The organism is Pseudomonadota bacterium (assembly GCA_039033415.1).
Taxonomy (GTDB): Bacteria; Pseudomonadota; Gammaproteobacteria; order Xanthomonadales; family SZUA-38; genus JANQOZ01.
The window spans coordinates 96,255-115,365 of record JBCCCR010000017.1; the positions used below are offsets into that span (position 1 = coordinate 96,255).

General features: G+C 59.9%; 14 protein-coding genes. 7 read left to right on the forward strand and 7 right to left on the reverse strand.

The features are described 5' to 3' along the window. The first annotated feature begins 77 nt into the window (after window positions 1-77). The 4 genes from AAF358_15195 to cobC all read left to right on the forward strand — a co-directional run bounded on the left by AAF358_15195 (window position 78) and on the right by cobC (window position 6,297). Window positions 78-3,917: a 6-bladed beta-propeller gene (locus AAF358_15195; protein MEM7706902.1), complete on the forward strand. Its 3,840-nt coding sequence runs from the start codon at window positions 78-80 to the stop codon at window positions 3,915-3,917. Window positions 3,918-4,001: 84 nt separating this feature from the next. Further along, the gene (gene cobT, locus AAF358_15200; GenBank protein MEM7706903.1) at window positions 4,002-5,006 is read left to right on the forward strand and encodes a nicotinate-nucleotide--dimethylbenzimidazole phosphoribosyltransferase; all 1,005 of its coding nucleotides are present in this window, start codon (window positions 4,002-4,004) and stop codon (window positions 5,004-5,006) included. Further along, window positions 5,003-5,770 carry an adenosylcobinamide-GDP ribazoletransferase gene (cobS, locus tag AAF358_15205; GenBank protein ID MEM7706904.1) on the forward strand — a complete coding sequence of 256 codons (768 nt, stop codon included), beginning with the start codon at window positions 5,003-5,005 and terminating at the stop codon, window positions 5,768-5,770. The genes cobT and cobS overlap by 4 nt, the downstream gene beginning before the upstream one ends. After that, on the forward strand, window positions 5,761-6,297 hold the full coding sequence (gene cobC, locus AAF358_15210; protein ID MEM7706905.1) for an alpha-ribazole phosphatase family protein: 537 nt from the start codon (window positions 5,761-5,763) through the stop codon (window positions 6,295-6,297). Before cobS ends, cobC begins: the two co-directional genes overlap by 10 nt. Window positions 6,298-6,319: 22 nt before the next feature. On the opposite strand, the gene AAF358_15215 is transcribed toward cobC, so the two are convergent. Continuing rightward, complete coding sequence (locus AAF358_15215) at window positions 6,320-6,547, reverse strand: cysteine-rich CWC family protein (protein MEM7706906.1); 228 nt, start codon at window positions 6,545-6,547, stop codon at window positions 6,320-6,322. 5 nt (window positions 6,548-6,552) lie between these two features. Continuing rightward, entirely contained in the window at window positions 6,553-7,800 is a 1,248-nt protein-coding gene (locus AAF358_15220) for a P1 family peptidase (protein ID MEM7706907.1), read from the reverse strand. Between the two features lie 251 nt (window positions 7,801-8,051). Here AAF358_15220 and AAF358_15225 point away from each other — a divergent pair, with 251 nt between their 5' ends. Both AAF358_15225 and AAF358_15230 read left to right on the forward strand, forming a co-directional pair. Continuing rightward, window positions 8,052-8,501: a hypothetical protein gene (locus AAF358_15225; GenBank protein MEM7706908.1), complete on the forward strand. Its 450-nt coding sequence runs from the start codon at window positions 8,052-8,054 to the stop codon at window positions 8,499-8,501. Then, the gene (locus AAF358_15230; GenBank protein ID MEM7706909.1) at window positions 8,494-10,521 is read left to right on the forward strand and encodes a choice-of-anchor tandem repeat NxxGxxAF-containing protein; all 2,028 of its coding nucleotides are present in this window, start codon (window positions 8,494-8,496) and stop codon (window positions 10,519-10,521) included. Before AAF358_15225 ends, AAF358_15230 begins: the two co-directional genes overlap by 8 nt. A gap of 22 nt (window positions 10,522-10,543) precedes the next feature. On the opposite strand, the gene AAF358_15235 is transcribed toward AAF358_15230, so the two are convergent. The 4 genes from AAF358_15235 to AAF358_15250 form a co-directional block, all read right to left on the reverse strand. After that, on the reverse strand, window positions 10,544-11,128 hold the full coding sequence (locus AAF358_15235) for a hypothetical protein (protein ID MEM7706910.1): 585 nt from the start codon (window positions 11,126-11,128) through the stop codon (window positions 10,544-10,546). Between the two features lie 147 nt (window positions 11,129-11,275). Next, window positions 11,276-12,574, reverse strand: coding sequence for a phenylacetate--CoA ligase PaaK (gene paaK, locus AAF358_15240; protein MEM7706911.1), 1,299 nt, complete (start codon window positions 12,572-12,574; stop codon window positions 11,276-11,278). Window positions 12,575-12,685: 111 nt separating this feature from the next. Then, entirely contained in the window at window positions 12,686-14,206 is a 1,521-nt protein-coding gene (locus AAF358_15245; GenBank protein ID MEM7706912.1) for a gamma-glutamyltransferase, read from the reverse strand. Window positions 14,207-14,338: 132 nt separating this feature from the next. Beyond that, window positions 14,339-15,562, reverse strand: a complete 1,224-nt coding sequence (locus AAF358_15250; protein ID MEM7706913.1) for a GNAT family N-acetyltransferase — start codon at window positions 15,560-15,562, stop codon at window positions 14,339-14,341. Between the two features lie 310 nt (window positions 15,563-15,872). On the opposite strand from AAF358_15250, the gene AAF358_15255 reads away from it, so the two are divergent. Beyond that, complete coding sequence (locus AAF358_15255) at window positions 15,873-18,080, forward strand: TonB-dependent receptor (GenBank protein ID MEM7706914.1); 2,208 nt, start codon at window positions 15,873-15,875, stop codon at window positions 18,078-18,080. A gap of 103 nt (window positions 18,081-18,183) precedes the next feature. Here AAF358_15255 and AAF358_15260 read toward each other — a convergent pair whose 3' ends face one another. Then, window positions 18,184-19,059 (reverse strand): putative capsular polysaccharide synthesis family protein, encoded by an 876-nt coding sequence (locus AAF358_15260; GenBank protein MEM7706915.1) that lies wholly within the window; start codon window positions 19,057-19,059, stop codon window positions 18,184-18,186. Between the last annotated feature and the right edge of the window lie 52 nt (window positions 19,060-19,111).

A 19,111-nucleotide genomic window follows, 5' to 3' on the forward strand; every position in this document is an offset into this window, starting at 1 on the left:
TGGGGCTGAATCTCTCCACCGATAGGCATTTTTCCGTCCGTTGCTACACTAAAACGGATCTCTGAGGGAGCGACTGCATGCGATGGGCCTTTTTGCTGAGCGCGTTGATTGCGCTCGAGGCGGCTGCCGGTGGCAGCATCGCCTTTCGATTTGAACGGCTGCTGCCTGCACTCCAGCAACCCTGGTACTTTGCGCCTTTCGGTGACCTGGCGGTTGATTCAGACAACTTTGTCTACGTGGTCGAGCAGCAGAACAACCGGGTACGGAAGTTCACGCGCGCCGGCCAGCTCGTCACCACCTTTGGACAACCGACCAGCGGCGGCCTGCTGAACCCCCGCGACGTTGCCATCGACGAAGCGGGTTTTCTTTACGTTACCGACGGCTTCAATCATCGCGTGGTGGTCTACACAAAGAACGGCGAATTTCTAAGGGCCTTCGGGGAGTTTGGGTCGGGGCCGGGGCAATTCGACGTCCCCTTCGGAATCGCCTTTTTTGGCGAGCGCCTCTACGTGGCGGATTCGCTAAATCACCGGATACAGATTTTGGAAACTGATGGATCGGTCATGAATACGCTCGGCGGCTCAGGCCCCGGATCTGCCACCGGCCAGTTTGACTCTCCGGTGGACGTCAGTATTGCCCCCGATGGCCGCATCTACATTGCCGACACGAATAACAACCGCATCCAGTTTTTTGACCAGAGCGGCACGTTCCTGGGAGCGTTCGGCAGCACCGGTTCGGGGCCTGGACAGTTTGAGGAAATCCGCGGCGTGGAGGTTGACACGTTCGGCATCGTCTACGTCATCGACGCAGGCGGCCGTGTGCAGCGCTTCGACCCAACTGGCCTGTTTCTGGCCGAGATCACCATGCCCGCCGAGGAACTGCCGTTCAACCAGCCCCGGGGCATTGCCAAAGCCGGCAACGGACGCATTTACGTTCGTGACCTGTATCGTGTTTCTCAATTTGCGCCCAACGGCGATTTTGTGGACGGCTGGGCGAGCTCCGGCGATCAGCTTGGCCAGTTCAACTTTCCCCTGGGTATTGATGCCAATAGTGACGGCCAGTTGTTTGTGGCCGACCAGTTCAATCACCGTATTGTGCAGCTGGATGCAACCGGAAGCCCGGTGCAGGCGTTTGGCACTCGCGGCGCCGGGCCCTTGCAGTTCAACCGACCGATTGACATCACGTTGAACGGATTGAATCAGCTTGTGGTCTCCGATAGCGACAACCACCGGGTCCAAGTTATCGGAACAGACTTCGCGCCCGTTCGTGAGTTCGGCAGCTTCGGCACAGCTCCAGGACAGTTCAACTTCCCTTTCGGCGTGGCGGTCGACGACCAGAACAATATCTATGTTTCCGACACCTTCAATCATCGCATTCAACAGTTTCAGCCCGACGGCACCTTCATTCGTGAATGGGGGAGCGAAGGAAGTGCAGACGGCCAATTTCGCGAACCGGGTCCTCTGGCCATCGATGGCGAGGGGAACTTGTTTGTCGCGGACCGGTTGAACGACCGAATTCAAAAGTTCGAAGCCGATGGCACTCACCTCCTGAGCTTCGGGACCTTTGGCGAAGCCAACGGGCAGTTCGATATTCCCGAGGCGCTTGGCTTCGATAGCAACGGGTTTCTATTTGTGGCCGATACGGGCAATAACCGATATCAGGCGTTTACGATCACCGGCGAATATGTCGGAAAATTTGATCAGTCCGGTATCGAACCAGGTCAGATAACTCGTCCCGGCGGCATCTATTTTGACGACAACCAAAACGTATTTATGGTGGACGCTCGCAACAACCGGCTCCAGCGATTCAACCGCCTGGAGCAGCTGCCCGATACGAAAGTGGTGATAGTCGCCGGCGGAGGCCCCTACGCCGGCAACCCGCTTTGGGACGCAACGCAGGTCAACGCCAACTTTGCGTACCGGACGCTGGTCGTGAGAGGTTTCGGCAAGGACACCATTCAGTACCTCTCACCGGACGTCAATCTGGATATTGATCAGAACGGACTCGCTGACGATGTGGACGAGGCTCCGACCGCAGGCGCGCTTGAGCGTGCGATTGATGAGTTCGCCGATGATGCAGGCAATTTGCTGCTTTACCTGGTCGATCATGGCGGGGAGAACACGTTTCGTTTGACCGAATCCGAGGTGCTCGGTGCTACAACGCTGGCTCAGTGGATAGATGCCTGGCAGGCCGCTCGGCCCGGTTCCCGCGTCACGGTCATCTACGACGCCTGCCAGTCGGGCTCGTTTATGGACGAGCTGCGCAATCCCGCATTCGATCGGGTGCTGATCACATCATCGGATGCCGAGGAAAACGCTTATTTTGTTTCCCAGGGGGCGCTGTCGTTTTCCAATCGATTCTGGACGGGCATTTTCAACGGCGCGACCGTTGGCGAAGCGTTTGATGCATCTGCCACCGCCACCGGTGCCTCTTTTCCGCTGCAGACTCCCCTGCTGGATGCTAACGGCGATGGCGTGTTCAACAGCCCCCAAGACCGTACCGCGGTGATGTCAGCGCTGATCGGTACCGGTGGGTCCGATACATCGGATGCGCCATTGCTGGGTTCGGTTTCCCCGCCGCAGACGATTGCCTCCGGCACCGTCGCCACCGTCACGGCTGAAGGTGTGGTCGATGCCGACGGAATCGCACGTGTCTGGGGCGTGCTTCGTCCGCCTGGATTTGTCCCGGCATCGCCGGATAATCCGGTGCAGGACCTACCTACGATTGATCTCGTTAATCAAGCCGGCACGGATGACTATGCGCTGGAGTTCTCTGGCTTTACCGACGTCGGGACCTACCAGCTGGCCGTTCATGCCCAGGACAGGCTCGGGAACATTTCTGCGCCGGCGCTAACGACCGTGACCGTCGACAATCCGCTGCGACGTCGTGCGATCGTGGTTCATGGTGGTGATGAGTCGGACGAGGCATTTGCCGCCCGTCAGGGCAATGCGGCATTGGCCGTCGCGGCCCTATCCATCCAAGGCTACGGCGCCGACGGCGTGTCCTGTTCGGATGCAAGCTGCGATGACATTTTCTATCTCAGTAACGCCGCCGTCCCAGGCACCGACGGTACGTCTACACGATCCAACCTGGAGTTTGCACTGACCACCTGGGGCGTTGACGACGTCCAAGACCTGACGGTGTATTTCGTTGGGCCACGCTCCGGAAATGCGTTGGTGCTAAGCGACACAGACTCAGTCTCGTTGATCGACCTTGATAGCTTGCTTGATGTCGTCCAAACCACGGTCCCTGGCGTCCTGACCGTGGTGGTTGACGCTGACAGCAGCGAGGATATTGTGACGGCGCTGACGCCCGACACCTCTCAGACTCGTTACCTGATCTCGAGCACGGAAGATGGAGACGAAGCGATTAACCTGTCGGGAGGCGAGGTTTCTTTTTCTCAGTTCTTCTGGACGCAGGTCCTCAACGGGGCACGCTTGCGTGCGGCGTTTGTCCTGGCCCGCAACGCCGTTCTGTTCAACCAAAGCGCTCAGCTTGACAGCAACGGCAATGGCGTCAGCAACGATTTCACCGACGGCGTCGGGCCTCAGGACTATTTCATCGGTTCAGGGGTTGCGCTGGCGGGCGATGATCCGTTTGTCGGCGGGCTTGCGGTCAATAACGCGCTGACATCAGACTTTGAGACCGTCACGGTGTCGCAGGTCACCAGCACCGGCAAGGTGGATCGGGTTGTGCTGCTTGCTGCCACGCCGGATGGAAGTATCGTCAGCCAGCCCCTGCCGAAGAGCGGTGGCACGTTCGAGGACAGAAGTTATGGGCTGTGTGGGCCGGCTGGAGACTACACCGTAGCGGCTTTTGCCGTGGACATGGACGGCAACGTGTCGCTTCCCAATTCGACAGTCGTGAGTCGGGCTGCCGCCTGCGACGACTTTTTCTTCTTCGCTGGCTTCGAATAAACGACGCGGGGAGTTGTATCGGCGACGTTAGACACCACCTGTGAGCTAACGGTCTCGCAACACCGGACAGTCACCGGCAATTTCATGAGCACATCCTTCGAAACCCGACTGCAGACCATCATTGATGGCAAAACGAAGCCCGTTGGCTCGCTGGGCCGAATCGAAGCGCTGGCGATGCAGATCGCTAAGCTGCAGGAAAGTGATCAACCCGATACTTCGTCCTGCGGCCTGACGCTGTTCGCCGGCGATCACGGAATGGCGCTCGCGGGCGTTTCCGCGTATCCCCAGGCGGTGACCCGCCAGATGCTGCTGAACTTTCTCTCCGGCGGCGCTGCTGCCAATGTATTCGCCGACGTGCTGGGTGTATCGATGCAGGTCGTGGACGCGGGGGTTGCCGGTAATCCGGTAAGCCATCCGGAGCTGCTTTCCCGGCGGATAAGGGGCGGCACGACCAACGCCATCGAAGGCCCCGCCATGACGCCCGATGAATTTGATCGGGCGCTTGCGGCAGGACGATTGCTCGGGGAGCAGGCTGACCATCCGGTGGTCGCGTTTGGAGACATGGGCATCGGCAATACCGCAGCATCAAGCCTCTTGACGGCAAAACTCACCGGCGCCGACGTGGGTGATCTGACCGGCCGGGGCACCGGACTCGACGACGAGGGGCTTGAACGAAAACGCTCCCTGCTGCAGCGCGCTGCCGCTCGAACGGAAACACAGCTCACTGCGCAGGAAGCGCTCCAGGAGTACGCGGGCTTTGAGATGGTGATGATCGTGGGGGCGATGCTGGGGGCCGCTCGGGCGCGCCGCCTGGTGCTGGTTGACGGGTTCATCTGCTCAGCGGCGGCGTTGGCTGCACTGGGCATCGAACCCGGTATTAAAGACGCGCTGGTATTTGCCCATCGTTCGGCGGAGAGCGGCCATGCGCCCCTGCTTGCGGCCCTCGACGGCGATCCGCTGCTCGACCTGGGTCTGAGGCTGGGGGAAGGCACAGGAGCGCTGCTGGTCTGGCCGCTCGTCCGGGCCGCTGGAGCGTTCCTGAAGGATATGGCCAGCTTTGATTCAGCGGGGATTTCTGGTCCAGCGTGAACGCTCGTGTAGGCAATGAGCTGGCGATTTTTGCCCTGGCGGTGCAGTTCTTGACCCGAATTCCGGTGCCGGTTGGTAACGCCTATACCCCGGCGCGGCTTGCCGCCGCGCCTCGCTATTTCCCGCTGGTGGGTGCCATGGTCGGTGGACTTTGCGCGGCGGTTTTTCTGCTGGCTCAGCCGCTGCTCGGTTCCACCGTCAGCACGCTACTTGTGTTGGCCGCCGGCATGTTGCTGACCGGCGCGTTTCATGAAGACGGGCTGGCAGACACCTTCGATGGTCTTGGTGCAGTTTCGCGCGAGCAGATGCTGACCGTGATGCGCGATAGCCGGCTTGGGACGTTTGGGGCCGCCGCCTTGGGGCTTGTCATAGCACTCAAGGCCGGCGTTCTGATCGAACTCCCGTTAGGCACCGTGGCAACGGCGTTGGCGGTGGGACACGGTTTGTCTCGGCTGTCAGCCGTGCTGGTAATTGCCACCAGCCGCTATGTCCGCGACGAGGGCACCGGCAAACCCACAGCTGACGGCATCGACAGCGGGAGCCTGAGAGTGGCGTTGCTGACCGGCGTTGTCATGCTCGCATGGGTCGCGGCGACAATCGGCTTTTCGAATGCGCTGAGTGTCCTCGCGGGCCTGCTGTTGGGCCACGCGGGAATGCGAGCGCTGTTTGAGCGTCGGCTCGGTGGCTACACAGGCGATACGCTGGGCGCGGTGCAGCAAACCAGCGAGCTGGGCGTGTACCTCGGATTGCTCCTTTGGCTGTAATCCTGCTGCGCCATACGCGGCCGGTGCTCGGGTCAGAGTATTGCTACGGCAATCTGGATATCGATCTTGCCGATTCGTTTGAAGCTGACGCGGAACTGGCGATCGCCCAACTGCCGACGTTTTCGAGAGTAGTCTCCAGTCCGTTGAGCCGAGCTCGTCTGCTTGCCGAGCGTATCGCAGCCGGGTGCAGCCTCATCTTCTGCATTGACGAGCGGGTTCGGGAAATGGACTTTGCTGCTTGGGAGGGTCGCCGCTGGTCTGAAATACCGCGTGCCGAGCTCGATGCCTGGGCGACGGACTTTATGGACGAACGACCCCACGGCGGTGAAAGCGTAAGAGAGTTTAGTACTCGTTGCCGAGAAGCCGTCGCGGCCTATGAGCGCGAGGACGGTGACACGTTGGTCGTTTGCCACGCTGGGGTGATTCGTGCCGCGTTTGCCGGCGGCGATGGCGTCGATGATTTCAGCACCACGGTTGGCTATGGCGAATCACGCCGCTGGCTCAAGCCTGAGGTCCTACCGAGCTAGCAATGGCAAAATTTTTGGGGCGTCACGAGCCCTGGATCACCCTGACAGTCGTGAGGACGCTCGGGTTGTCGCGGATTTCCCTTAGGCAATTGATGCACAGGCAGTCGTCGTAGTGATAAGTGAGCTCCTCGGCGAGATCTTTTGACAACGTCACCTGAGAACATTGGCAGTGCACCGGATTGTTGGCTTTACACTCGAACGTGGCGCCGCATCTCGGGCATGCCACGACCTCATGTTTGCTGCGCAGCATGGTGGTCACGGCGACGCCTCCTCGAGCAGCTGATGGCTGCGGAGAACCCGGATAAGCTCTTCGTGAGGCAATCGAGGCACACGGTAGCGGTCAGCGCCTACCATGGTTTCGGCCGCCACCATCGCGTTGACTACCGCCTCCTCGGTGGCTTCTACGGTTGCGACAAACGCTGGGGTCAAACCTGGATTGGCGAGGGTCCGCACCAGCGACGGCTTTTCATCAAAGGACACTTTGTTGGCAGTGGAGAACGCGATAAAGATGTCGCCCGAGGAATCGCTGGCGCTGCTCCCCAGTCGACCCAGTCCCAGCGTGACCCGGTGGGCAACTCTTTTCAGCTGGTGCGGAAGGAGCGGCGCATCGGTTGCCACCACAACGATGATGGACCCAAGTTCGGGTCGGCTGGATCCTTCTCCATCAGCACCGCAGAGTGATTCGGTCCGGCCTTCCGGTACCGCCGTTTCATAGCAGATCTCTGCGCCACTGATCTTGCGACCCACGGGCACCCCCGCGATTCGTAGCCAGTCTCGTCGGCCGTAGTTGCACTGCACAAGCACCCCAAGCGTGTAGCGTTCTGCGCCGACGGTGAACTGACGAGAGGAAGTACCGATTCCCCCTTTGAACTCATTGCAGATCATGCCGGTGCCGCCACCGACGTTGCCTTCAGCAACAGCCCCACCTTTGGCGCCGTCGAGAGCCGCGAAGGCGTGCGCCTTTTTCACGTGAAAGCCGTTGATGTCGTTTAAACCGCCGTAGGGAGGCCAGGGGCCGTCCCAGGTTTCCGCAACCACCGGCAGTGACCAGGCCAGCAGTCCGCCAGTCTTTTGGAGCGACCACTCGGTCACCGCGTCTCTGACCACGCCGACGCTGTGGGTATTGGTGATCATGATCGGCCCAGCAAGCGTTCCGCTTTCCTCGATCCAGATCGTACCGGTCATCTCGCCGTTGCCGTTGAGCGCGTGATAGGCCGCGTAGGCAACGGCCGCGGGATCGTCTCCAAACGGCAAAATTGCTGTCACCCCGGTTCGAACTGGTCCCTCGCCGGCTATCCACGCTCCCTCGCCCCGCATGATCGTCTCATGCCCTACACTGACGCCCGCAACGTCGGTGATCGCATTCAATGGCCCAGGCTGGCCGTCAAAGGGAATGCCCAGATCTCGAGCTCTGGGTGGGCTGTCCGCGCCTTGGGTGAAGCTGAGACCGCTTGCGGTAAGGAGGCCGATTCCAATCGTCAGCAGCACGATGGCACGTTTCATAGAGAAGCTTTTGGTCACCGGCAAGGAGATCCATGACCGTACCACCAACCTTCTACCCCCTCAATGCGTCGGCGGTTTTGTGCCCCAAACTCGGAGGGCAGGTCCCTTCGCTGGTTTGGCGGGCAGTTATCGCTGCTCAAGCCTGCCATGACAGTTTTCCGAAATACTCGATTAGAATTCCGTCATCTGTCGCATTTGGCCATGAATTGCGTAAGTAGGAAGCAAGAATGTTTTGCATGCGGGAAAACTTTATGAAACGAACCTTCGCTTACCAGCGGGCCTGCCACCGCGGTGTTGGGATTTTGCTGGGCCTCTCCTGCGTCCTTGCCGCATATGCCGCGCCAGGGCAGTTGGTGATTCAGGCGGACGCCGTGCTCGAAGAGACCGCTTTTCTCGAAATTGAAATCGCCGGTGAGACCGCGGGGACTCAGTTTGATCAGCTCGACGTCGCGGGCGACCTTTCTCTCGACGGTGAGCTTCGGATCGTGCTCTCCAACAACTACTTTCCCGACCCCCAAGACACGTTTGTTGTGGTTTCGGCCCAAACGCTCTCAGGAACGTTCACCAACGAGCAGGCCGGCCGCGTGGAGCTGGCGGACGGAAGCGGAAGCATGATGATTACCTACGGTGCGACGACCGTCACGCTCAGTGATTTTGTCAGCCTGACGCTGCTGTTCCGAAATGGCTTTGAAAATGAATAAGCCGCTGCTTTTTTCGCTGGTGCTTTGGCATGGCTTCGCCAGTTTTGAATTGGCGTTTGCCGCCCCCGCGGCGGTCGAAATTGTCCGCAGCGGCGAGATGCCCCCCGGCGGAAACGGGCGCTACGAGAATTTCTCCAGCCCGACCATTAATCTCGGGGGCACGCTGATTTTCAGCGCCCGCTTATTTGAGACCGAGAACGATAACCTGGACGACAGCGGCATCTATCGAACCTTTCGACCGCAGACGTTGGGGCCACTCATCACAACGCTGCAGGAGGTGTTTCGTGAAGGTGAGAGCTACTTCATCGGCGATACGCAATATTCGCTAGGCGATAACTATCTGACCAATTTTCTTCTGCAGGACACGCCCATTTCGTCTTTTGTTGTGCCCGCAGTCGGACAGTTCAACGCCATGACGATTCGTCTGAACGTGACCGACGGCAACCCCAACGGCAACTCGCTTTTGGCGGTGGAGGACGACCAGGGCACATGGCAGCTGGTGGCGGCGGCCGGTGACGACGTGCCTGCCGGAAACGGAACCTTTCGGGAAATCAGCAACTTTGCCCCGGAAGGCATCTCCCAGAACCTCGGCGTCAGCTTCGGGGCGAGTTTGGACGGTACACCGAATGGCAGTGACGACAACGTGGCGCTGTTTCGTTACTTTGCTGACGGATCATTGCAGGAAGTGGTGCGCAAAGGGACGCCGTCCAATGCCGGCATCCTCTCACTGGTCGGGAGCATCAGGCCAAATTCGTTCGGTGGTTTTGCGTTGATTGGTGTGGACGACTCTGGCGATGCCGCTAACGACACCGCCATCTTTCGCGTCAGTCCGTTCTCGCCTGCCCTTATCCGGGTTGTCGGTGAAGGCGATAGCGCGCCGACCGATGACCCCGACGCCCGGGTCTTCTCCGCGGTCACGGAACACCGTCTTAACAACAACGACAGCGTCGGGTTTGCCGGCAGACTTCGGGATCCTGCAACCGGATTCTCTATCCAGAACGGCAGCGGCCTTTACCGCGCAAACAGCGGTGGAGTCGTGACCGAAGTCGTTCGAGAGGGGCAGCTGATTCCGGACGGCAGCGCTCGCTATCAGCGGTTTGCCAGCAGCTCCAGTGGCGATGTTCCCCGCTCGCCGTTTAACGATCTTGAACAGTTTGCTTTTGTCGTCCGCACCAACGTCGAGGGCGGCGGCGGGCAGTCTAGCGGCCTTTTTCGGGCGTCTGATAGCGAGGTTGTGCAGATTGCCCTGGAGGGAGATCCCTATGAAGGCGGAACATTTCTAGGATTTCGATGCGATCCAGCCCTAAACAACCAGGGGCTGGTTGTCTTTGACGTTGAGCTGAACATCGGTACGGAAATGGGCGACGAAGGCGAGTTTATTGTTACCAACCAGCTTCTGGTGCTGACCAACGGGGAGGACTTCGCCACGATTGCTCGTGAGGGAGAGCAGATCGGGTCCAGTACGGTCAGGGAGATCTTTTTCAACAACAACCCGCGCGGCCCGGCAAACGGGCTCAACGATCACGGAGCCGTGAGCTTTGAGGTTCAGTATGAGGACGGATCGCGAGGAATTGTCCTGTGGCGTCCTGAACTCGGCTGGCAGTCGGCGTCAGAAGACGGCCAGTGGGATGATCCGGCCAACTGGTTTTTCAACATCCCGCCGAATCTAAATGCCAACGTGTCCATCGATACGGACACCAACAGCAACGTGGCGGGGCCAGCCGTGGATACCACGGTGAACGCCCTCTCGCTGGGGAACGGGTCGGGTCAGGTCGCGCTAAATTTGAGCGCTGGCAGCGTCGGGACGAGCGAGGGGACCGCGATTGGCGCCAACGGCACAGTGACGGTGTCAGGCAATATGACCCTCACCGTTGCCGGGCCCGTTGAGAACCAGGGTGTCATCGAGCTGGGTGTAAATAGCGGCCTGACCCTTGAGGGTCCCTATTCCGGGTCCGGATCGATCATCGGCGCTGACGGTGTGGTGGTGTTTCAGGCAGGGGTTTCTCCCGGTTCTGACTAAAAAGCGTTTCGCTTCGCTGCCCTCACAATTTTTTGGTCGACTGACGACCCAGGCCCGCCGCTTCGGAGGCTAACCTGCGGCGCAGGTTAGCTACTGTCAGATAAAGTCCAAAAAGTATCTCAACCAGCGCCACGGACCAGATCAGGCCCACAAACAGTTTGCCTGGGGCGATCGCGTCCAGGACACCCATGGCGGTGATGACCGCGCCGAGCACCCAGAAATCCTTTTTTCCGTACACCGAGCTAAAGGCAAAGTAGTGAGTGCCGACGGCGATGGCGGCGACGGGAAACGCCAGCGTGGGTTCCAGCCTGAGCAGCAGGAACGCCGGAAAGAACCCGCCGATCATGGCGATGGTGCTTTCCAACGCTATCGTCCCGAGGCGATTGTCCGGCGAAGGCCCAGGCCGACGCATCAGCCCTCGTACGATGATCGCGCCGATCGGAAAGATGAACATGCCGCCGAAAAAGAGCACAACAAACGCTTTTTCAATCGTGGCCGACTGCAACGTGAGCGCAGCAGCGGCCCATACAAAACCGGATACAACAGCCCCAGGGCCGCCGTTAACAAAAGACTGCCGCATTTCGGCCTGGGCGACTGCAAGTTCCATAACCTTTCCCTCGAGTTTCGACGGAAATATGTTGCTTGCAGGGTGCTAATGGCGCCATTGACAGATGTCACCAGGAGAGTATGAAACTCGCATACCCCGAGGCAGCCGGATCGGCTCATCTCCTTGAGCGACCCATTGGCGAATCGTTTAGCGCTCGTCGATGACCCGCTGCGCTTTGCCCTCCGAACGAGGTACCGAACCAGGCTCGCCAACGACAATTTTGGCCGTGATGCCGATGTAGTCTTTGATGGCTTGACCTAGATGAACGGTGATCTCTTCCGGGTTTCGGGCGCGGCCTGAAGCGGAACGTTCGACGTGAATGGCAATGCTGTCCATGCGGCCGTCGCGGGTAAGATGGATCTGATAGTGCGGAGCCAGATCCCGGACCCTCAGGACCTGCTCTTCAATCTGCGAGGGAAAGACGTTCACGCCACGGATGATCATCAGGTCGTCGCTGCGACCGGTGATCCTTTCCATCCGGCGCATCGTGCGCGCGGTGCCCGGCAGCAGCCGGCTCAGGTCGCGTGTCCGATAGCGAATGATCGGCAACGCCTGTTTGGTGAGCGAGGTGAACACCAGCTCGCCGAGCTCGCCGTCCGGCAGAACCTCACCGGTTTCTGGATGAATGATCTCGGGATAAAAGTGATCTTCCCAGATCACGGCGCCATCTTTGGTTTCGATGCACTCGCTGGCGACGCCAGGCCCCATCACCTCCGACAGCCCGTAGATGTCCACCGCGTCCAGGCCGCACCGTTTTTCGATGTCCTGACGCATCGATTCACCCCACGGCTCCGCGCCGAAGATGCCCACCTTGAGTGACGAGCCGGCTGGATTCATGCCCTGGCGCTCAAACTCGTCCGCGATGTTCAGCATGTAGGAAGGTGTGCACATGATGACGTCGGGCTGAAAGTCTTCGATCAGCTGAACCTGCTTCGGCGTCTGCCCGCCGGACATCGGGATGACCGTCCCGCCCAGGCGCTCCGCGCCGTAGTGTGCGCCCAGTCCGCCGGTAAATAGGCCGTAGCCATAGGCCACGTGGATCATGTCACCCGGCTGTCCGCCGGCGGCCCGGATCGAGCGAGCACCCAGATCAGCCCAGTTGCTGATGTCGTCCTTCGTATAGCCGACAACCGTCGGCTTGCCCGTTGTGCCGCTGGAAGCGTGGATACGAACCACCTCGCTGCGGGGCACGGCAAACAGGCCAAAGGGATAAGCCTGACGCAGATCGTCTTTAACGGTGAAGGGAAACCGCGCCAGATCTTCCAGCTGATTGAGGTCGCTTGGCGAGACGCCGGCCGCCTCACACTTGGCGCGAAACGGCGCTACGTTGTCCCAGGTGTGCTGGATCGTGGTCTTCAGTCGCTCAAGCTGCAGCGCGCGAAGCTCGTCGACGCTCGCGGTTTCGATCGGGTCAAGAGATGCCGGGTCGGCTGCTTTGCGCACCATGGATTTTTCTCGTTGTTGGTCCAGCGCACTGGAATACCACAACCATTCGGGCTTTTCACGTTCAGCAGTGCAAAAGACAGGCGCCCTGCCCTCGAGCGCTCGTTTCGAGCGCTAGTCGCTGACCGCGGTACCGCCGTTACGCCTAACGTCGGCAGCCAGCTCGAAGCGGTCCGGGCTCGCAAAAGTGACTGCCCCCGCACCGCCAAAAAACATATCCAGGTGATCGAAGGTGCGCTGCGGCCCGTCCCAGTCCCTCAGCGGCAAACCCGGCTCCCAGGCGACCTGTGGCGTCTGATCGTCAGGCCATTCCACATGAAGCCTCGGGTGATTGATGGCGTCCTGGATTGGCATTCCCAGGTGCACGTGGTTGATCAGCGTTTGAAAAATGGCCGTTGTGATGCGGTCGGCGCCCGGCGACCCAATCGCAAGGACCTTGTCGGGCCCCATCCCGACTGTCGGGGCCATGTTGGACGGAAGCCGGGCGCCTGGACGCAGCGCGTGAAAGCCGTGCCGGGTCAGCTCGGCTTCACCCAGCGAGTTGTTCATCCAGATGCCAGTGCCCGGCGGCATGACGCCCGACCCGTAGCCTGCCGAGGCGGTGATGGCGCAGGTCAGCCGTTCGCTGTCAGCGCTGGACACGTGAACGGTCGAGGGTGAGGCCAGCGCTCCCGGATTGCCTTTGGCGGTCTCCAGCAGCGTCTCAATATCTCGACCTAGCTCCATCGAACGATCCAGGTTTTGCTGGCGGTACCGCATCACCGCGCTTTGCACCCGAACGATCTCGGAGGCCAGGTCCCGGGTCCAGGTGTTGTGCGCAGCGCCGTTTGTCATCATGAGCATGGCCGCGAGCGCAGCGCCGCCAAGGCTGGGGGCCGCTGCCGTCGCCAGGTGCCAGTCATCAAGCTGCACCGTCAGCGCAGGAACACAGGTTGCCTCATAGGCAGCCAGGTCTGCTGCGCCGAGCAGGCCACCATGGGCCGCCATGTCCGAGGCGATTTTCTCGGCGATTTCGCCCTCGTAAAAGTCTCGTGCCCCGTTTTGGGCAAGTACCGACAGGCTCTCGGCCAACGCCGGTAGCGTCACCGTCTCACCCGCCTGCAGAAGCTGGCCCTCGGCGTTGCTGAGGGGCTCGAATGCGGGTGGGTTCCAGCCGAAAAGCGCCTCGTGCGTGGTCGAAAGGTACTGAACCGATGCGCGCGGCATCGGAAAGCCCTCCCGAGCCGCCCGGATCGCCGGCTGCACCAGAACGCGCCAAGGCAAGCGGCCGTAGCGTGCCGCCGCAAGCTCGTAAGCCGCGATGGCCCCAGGGGTAGCAACCGAACCATAGCCGAGTTTGGTCGGGGTGCCGCCGCCGTAGGGCAATACTCGATCGATGCCGCCGCTGCCAAATTGTGCGGGTTCAGCCTCCCGGCCGGGCATCTCGGCCGCCCCATCGATCATGATCGGCTCGCCCCCTGGTGGCCAGATCACGATGTAGGCTGCCGCCCCGAGCGAGACAACGCCAGGCTCAGTGACCACCTGCACGAGACTCGACGCAACGGCCGCATCGACCGCGTTGCCGCCGGCCGTCGCCATCTCAACCCCGGCGTCAGCGGCCAGCTGAGAGCTTGCGGCAACGCCAACGCGCGTCACGCGCCACCCCAATCAAGATGGCATGCCAGCGGAGATTCAGGCTTCGCGAAGTTGGAAAAAGGCGTCATTTGGCGTGCCTTTGGAGCAGGGATTCTCAATTGTTGCTGAGTCTTGACGAAGACGGCTGGCCGATCAATCGGCAAGGAGTGGGCTGATATCACGATCCCCGGCAAGTTCCGGCCATGTCGCGGCGGCCTGTTTGGCTGCCGTGCTGGCCTCTACGTTGCGACCGTTTGCGGTTAGTTGCTGGATGAGCTGCAACACGTCGTCACGGCTGCTTGGATCGAGCTTGTCGGTGCTGTTCCTTCCGGAGTGAGTCGTTAACTCGGCGGACACGATATGGCGGTCAACACCACCCAGGCTGTACTTGTAGGGCTCATTGCCGACGGTGAAATCGTAGCGCTTCAGCCCATGGGCAATGGACCAGCGAATACAGTGCGCCTGAAGCATGAGGCCAGCGGACAGGTCGCGAACGGAGTCATCGCGGCCCGCGACGTGGAACAGTGCCTCGCGCTTCACCCAGTCGATGTAGTTGGCCTGCGCTGCGATCGGCTTGCCGTCGCGCCAGAGAATAGCCAGGTAGACCATCCCATTTGCGAGGCCAAGCATGGCAACATCTTTGAACAGCTCGGCGAGGCGCCTGGCGCGCTTCTGTCCTTTCTGCTCAGCGTGCTTGAGGTACCAGAGCTTGGACAGGATCGTGACATCCTGCGTGAAGGTCTCGGGCCGAGACTTCTTTACCTTCAGGCTTGGGTCGCTGTCGAGCGTTCGAAGCAGGCGCCGCAGCTTTTGTCTTGAGTTGGCGCTTAGGGCCGCGAGGTAATCTGAAAACTGGTCTGGAAGCTCGACATACGGGCAGATCAGGTTGTTGGTCTGACCATCGTTGATCAGGTGCGTGTTGGCCTTTCGGTCGAAGTTCTGCGAGTCAAAGGCCTCAGCAAAGGCATCCAGCCGACTGGCCGGCCCACTGAAATAATTGAGGAGAATCCGCGAAAGAGGCATCCCTGAGACCTCGTCGGCCAACGCGCGACATACCTCGGCCTCACACTTCGGATCGCACAAGATACCGGTGTAATCGGCGTCAAAGACGTGTCCCAGCATATCGAACACGTTGACCAGACAGCCGTTTGGCTTGCTCCAGCGGGTTGTCACAATCAGCGGCAGCAGTCCGACGAGGCGCTGGTCGTCCGACCAGGCCGCCAGGATGCGAAATTTACCGGCGACTCGTATGGCGACGGAGCAGAGAAAATCGGAAGAAAGATAAACGTGAGCGTGAGGATCGGCTTCGTAGAGTTCGTCCCAGACCAGTTCTAGCTCGAACAACCGCTCGATCGTTTCGATACTCTCAATGCGCATGTTGTCGTCCTGAAAGCGAGCCGTCTGTTGCGATCAGACGGTCTTGCGTGCGGTTCTTCGGGCATTTTCAGCTTGAGTAAGTGTCCGAAACGCCACAATGGCTAAGCGATCCAACTTGGTGCTAAGCAGTTTACCCGAGCCTCGCGCTGACGCTCCAGGCAGGGCTGAGCCCTCAATCGACGACGAATGTCACCGGTCATCAGTCTGGTTAACAACGGGATTGTTATAGTGTAACATTCCGGCTCTTTTATTCGGCGGCCAGCTAGCTTCAGGCCGTCTGACCAATCCAAACCTGTAGGGAATAAAGATCATGGGCACGATTCGTAGTCTGTCGTCTTCCGGTTTGTTGTTGCTGGGCACCTCGATCGCGGCAGCACAAACCAACGATTCTGAAAACACCGAGCAACTCGAAGAAATTGTCGTCCGCTCCTCACCGCTGCGGACCGCGATCTCCGAGGCTGTGCTGGGCACGACTGTCGTCGAACGCCAAGAGCTGCTGCGCGACATGAACAGCACCATCGGCGAGACGCTGGCAACTCGGCCCGGCGTGAGCTCCACCTTTTTTGGACCCGGCGCCTCTCGCCCGATCATTCGCGGCTTGGGTGGCGATCGTATTCGAATCCTGACCAACGACATCTCTTCGTTCGACGTTTCGACCGCCAGTAATGACCACCTGGTTGCCACCGAAATGGCCAATGCGGAGCGAGTCGAGATCCTTCGAGGCGCCTCAACACTGCGTTACGGACAGAATGCGATCGGCGGCGTCGTAAACGTCTTTGACCGGCGTATTCCGCGCAGTCTCGCATCGGATGAATACAACCTGGAAATCAACGCCGGCTATTCCAGCGTCGACGATGGTTATACGGTTGGTGGCGCGGCCGACGTCAACCTCAGCGACAACTGGGTACTGCACGTCGACGTCAACGACCGGGACGCGGAAGAGTACGAAATTCCGGGCTTTGCCAATGAAGAGGCCGAGGAAGAAGGCGTCAAGGGCATTGTAGAAAACAGCCAATCAGAAGCGACCTCTGGAACCGCCGGCCTCTCCTGGATCGGCGACAAGGGGTACATCGGATTCGCCTTTGGCGTTCAGGAAGGTCGTTACGGTCTGCCTGGCGGCAAGAAGGAGGAAGAAGAGGAAGAGGACGAGGGCTTGGGCATATTAGTCAAGACCGGCGACGACGAAGAAGAAGGCCCGATCAGCATCGATTTCGAGCAGGTTCGCTTCGACCTCGACAGTGAATACAACTTCGACAGTGGCCTCGTCCGGCTCGCGAAGTTTCGCTTCGGCCTGTCTGACTACGAGCACACCGAGTTCGCAGGCGACGAGCCCGAGACGCTTTTCACCAATGACGAGTGGGAGCTTCGCGCTGAGAGCTTCTTCAACGAGTACGCCATGGGAAATGGCACGGTCACCGGCACGGTGGGCTTGAACATCGCAGATCGCGAATTCGAAGCAGCAGGGGACGAGGCATTCGTGCCGCTCAATGAGCAGTTCCGCTGGGGTATCTTCGGTCTTGGACGCTATACCCAAAACGCCTTCATCGGCGAGGCGAGCCTCCGAGTCGACAGCCAGAAGAACGAAACGAGCAACCTCAGCTTTGCTGGCGGTCGCTTCAGTGACACCCGCACCACGTTCTCGGCCGCGTTCACCGGTATCTATGAGCTCTCCGAGACGACCAATATTGGCGTTAACCTCGCTCGGTCCGAGCGGGCGCCTACCGCTGAAGAATTGTTCTCAAACGGTTTCCACCCCGCGACGAATACGGTCGAAATCGGCGACGTGAATCTAGATGACGAAGTGGCTTACTCGCTGGAGTTTTCGTTTAAGCGGAACCTTGGCGACCTGAGCTTCGGCGCAAACGTCTATTTCACTGACTACAGCGATTTCATCTTCCTCAATGCCACGGGTGACTTCTTCGAAGAAGGCGACCCCTTCCCCGCTGACGAAGGCTTTCCGGTTTTTGCTTACCAGCAGGCGGATGCAGAGCTTTACGGTTTCGAGGTTGAGGCGGACTATCTGGCGATGGATACCGACACCGTTGCGCTTTCCTTCGATGGCCAGATCGACCTCGCCCGCGGCGAAACAACCCAGGACACGGCCTTTGGCGGAATCGACAACGTGCGCGACGAGTTCACGCCGCTGGGTAGCGCTGCCGGTACCGTTCCGGCTGGCGACCTGCCGTTTTTCCCGCCGGTCCGACTTCTGGCCGGCATGAATCTTGACTACCGTCCGCTCAACTCGCGGCTCCGCCTTGAGGTGCAGCACGTTGATGACCAGGACCGCGTAGGCCAGGTGCCGGACGGCAGCGAAGTGGATATCGCGGGAACCATTCCCACGGATAGCTACACGTTCCTGAACGCCTATCTGAGCGTACAGGTTTCGCCCAATATCTCGCTGTCTCTGCGAGCGCGAAACTTGACCGACGAATTTGCTCGTTCAGCGACGTCCTTCTTGGCCCAGTCAGCGCCGCTGCCGGGTCGGGATATTCGCTTTGGCATCAACTGGCGCTTCTAACGATGCGCCAGGCACCAACGCCTCGTTGGTGCGGCTTAGCTAGACAGAGCCGGGTAAGTTTCGACTTACCCGGTTTTTTTTGACCTCACAGTTCTGCGTCCCACTAGCGAGTCCGGTACCCGAAATGTCGGCAATACGGGGTCCGGTAGAGCGCCGCCCTTCCCTTCTCGTCGGGCTCAAATTCTTGGGCGAAGCCCGTAAGATCAAACGGCAGTTCTTTCGCCGCCGTCTGGTTGGTGACGGGCAACGTGAGCTCGTCCAGTTGTAAGAATTCCCTCACGGTGCCCAAGGCATTCTCGAGATCTTCGTAGCGGATCAGCAGCACCTCCGCGTAATCATTTTTGTAGCGCGCGACCCCGTCGCGGATCGGGCGCTGAAAAATATCGATGCCGAGCACGGGCTTAAAGAACAGGTCGAACCACACGGTCGGCAGGCGAACCTTCATCATCTGCTCAGCAAGAAAGCGAACCGAGACACCATTGACCCGCTGCTGTACCGCTCCGTCGGGAAACGCGGGGTCGATAACGTCGACGTCGATCCGCCCAAAACACTCGAACATCGCCTGATGAAAGGCTTGATTAGCCCCGCCCATATCCTGGGGCGCCTGCTGAAACGTCTGTTGATACCACTGCTGAATACAAGGCCCGTATAGGTCAAAGTTCTCAGCCAGATGTCCCCAATACCAGCTGAGCGGGTCTCGTCCTAGCGTGATGATTTTGAGCCGCTGCCCATGGCGCTGGCGGTGTTTCTGATACCAAAGCAGCGTGCGGGTGTTCCGGAGGTTCTGCAGCCACTCCTGCTCGCCGCGGAAGGCAATCTCGTCTTCCAGTTCGACGTTCAGGAGCGAGTGCTCCAGCGACTCATACAGGGTTTCCTTACCGAGCCAGTGGGTTTGAACGGCGTTCAGGCCGCGCTCGCGTAGCGCCACCGTCATCGCTGAAGACCCCACCTTCCCCATCTGAAAAACGAATACGTCCATGGATCCACAATCGCTTGGTCGAGGGGCTTACGCGCTCTCGCTCACACCGCTC

Coding starts and splice junctions, on each gene's coding strand:
- AAF358_15255 (MEM7706914.1), top strand. CDS start 15,873: ATGGGCACGATTCGTAGTCTGTCGTCTTCCGGTTTGTTGTTGCTGGGC.
- AAF358_15220 (MEM7706907.1), bottom strand. CDS start 7,800: ATGAAACGTGCCATCGTGCTGCTGACGATTGGAATCGGCCTCCTTACC.
- paaK (MEM7706911.1), bottom strand. CDS start 12,574: ATGGTGCGCAAAGCAGCCGACCCGGCATCTCTTGACCCGATCGAAACC.
- AAF358_15215 (MEM7706906.1), bottom strand. CDS start 6,547: ATGCTGCGCAGCAAACATGAGGTCGTGGCATGCCCGAGATGCGGCGCC.
- AAF358_15250 (MEM7706913.1), bottom strand. CDS start 15,562: ATGCGCATTGAGAGTATCGAAACGATCGAGCGGTTGTTCGAGCTAGAA.
- AAF358_15230 (MEM7706909.1), top strand. CDS start 8,494: ATGAATAAGCCGCTGCTTTTTTCGCTGGTGCTTTGGCATGGCTTCGCC.
- AAF358_15225 (MEM7706908.1), top strand. CDS start 8,052: ATGAAACGAACCTTCGCTTACCAGCGGGCCTGCCACCGCGGTGTTGGG.
- AAF358_15195 (MEM7706902.1), top strand. CDS start 78: ATGCGATGGGCCTTTTTGCTGAGCGCGTTGATTGCGCTCGAGGCGGCT.
- AAF358_15260 (MEM7706915.1), bottom strand. CDS start 19,059: ATGGACGTATTCGTTTTTCAGATGGGGAAGGTGGGGTCTTCAGCGATG.
- AAF358_15235 (MEM7706910.1), bottom strand. CDS start 11,128: ATGGAACTTGCAGTCGCCCAGGCCGAAATGCGGCAGTCTTTTGTTAAC.
- cobT (MEM7706903.1), top strand. CDS start 4,002: ATGAGCACATCCTTCGAAACCCGACTGCAGACCATCATTGATGGCAAA.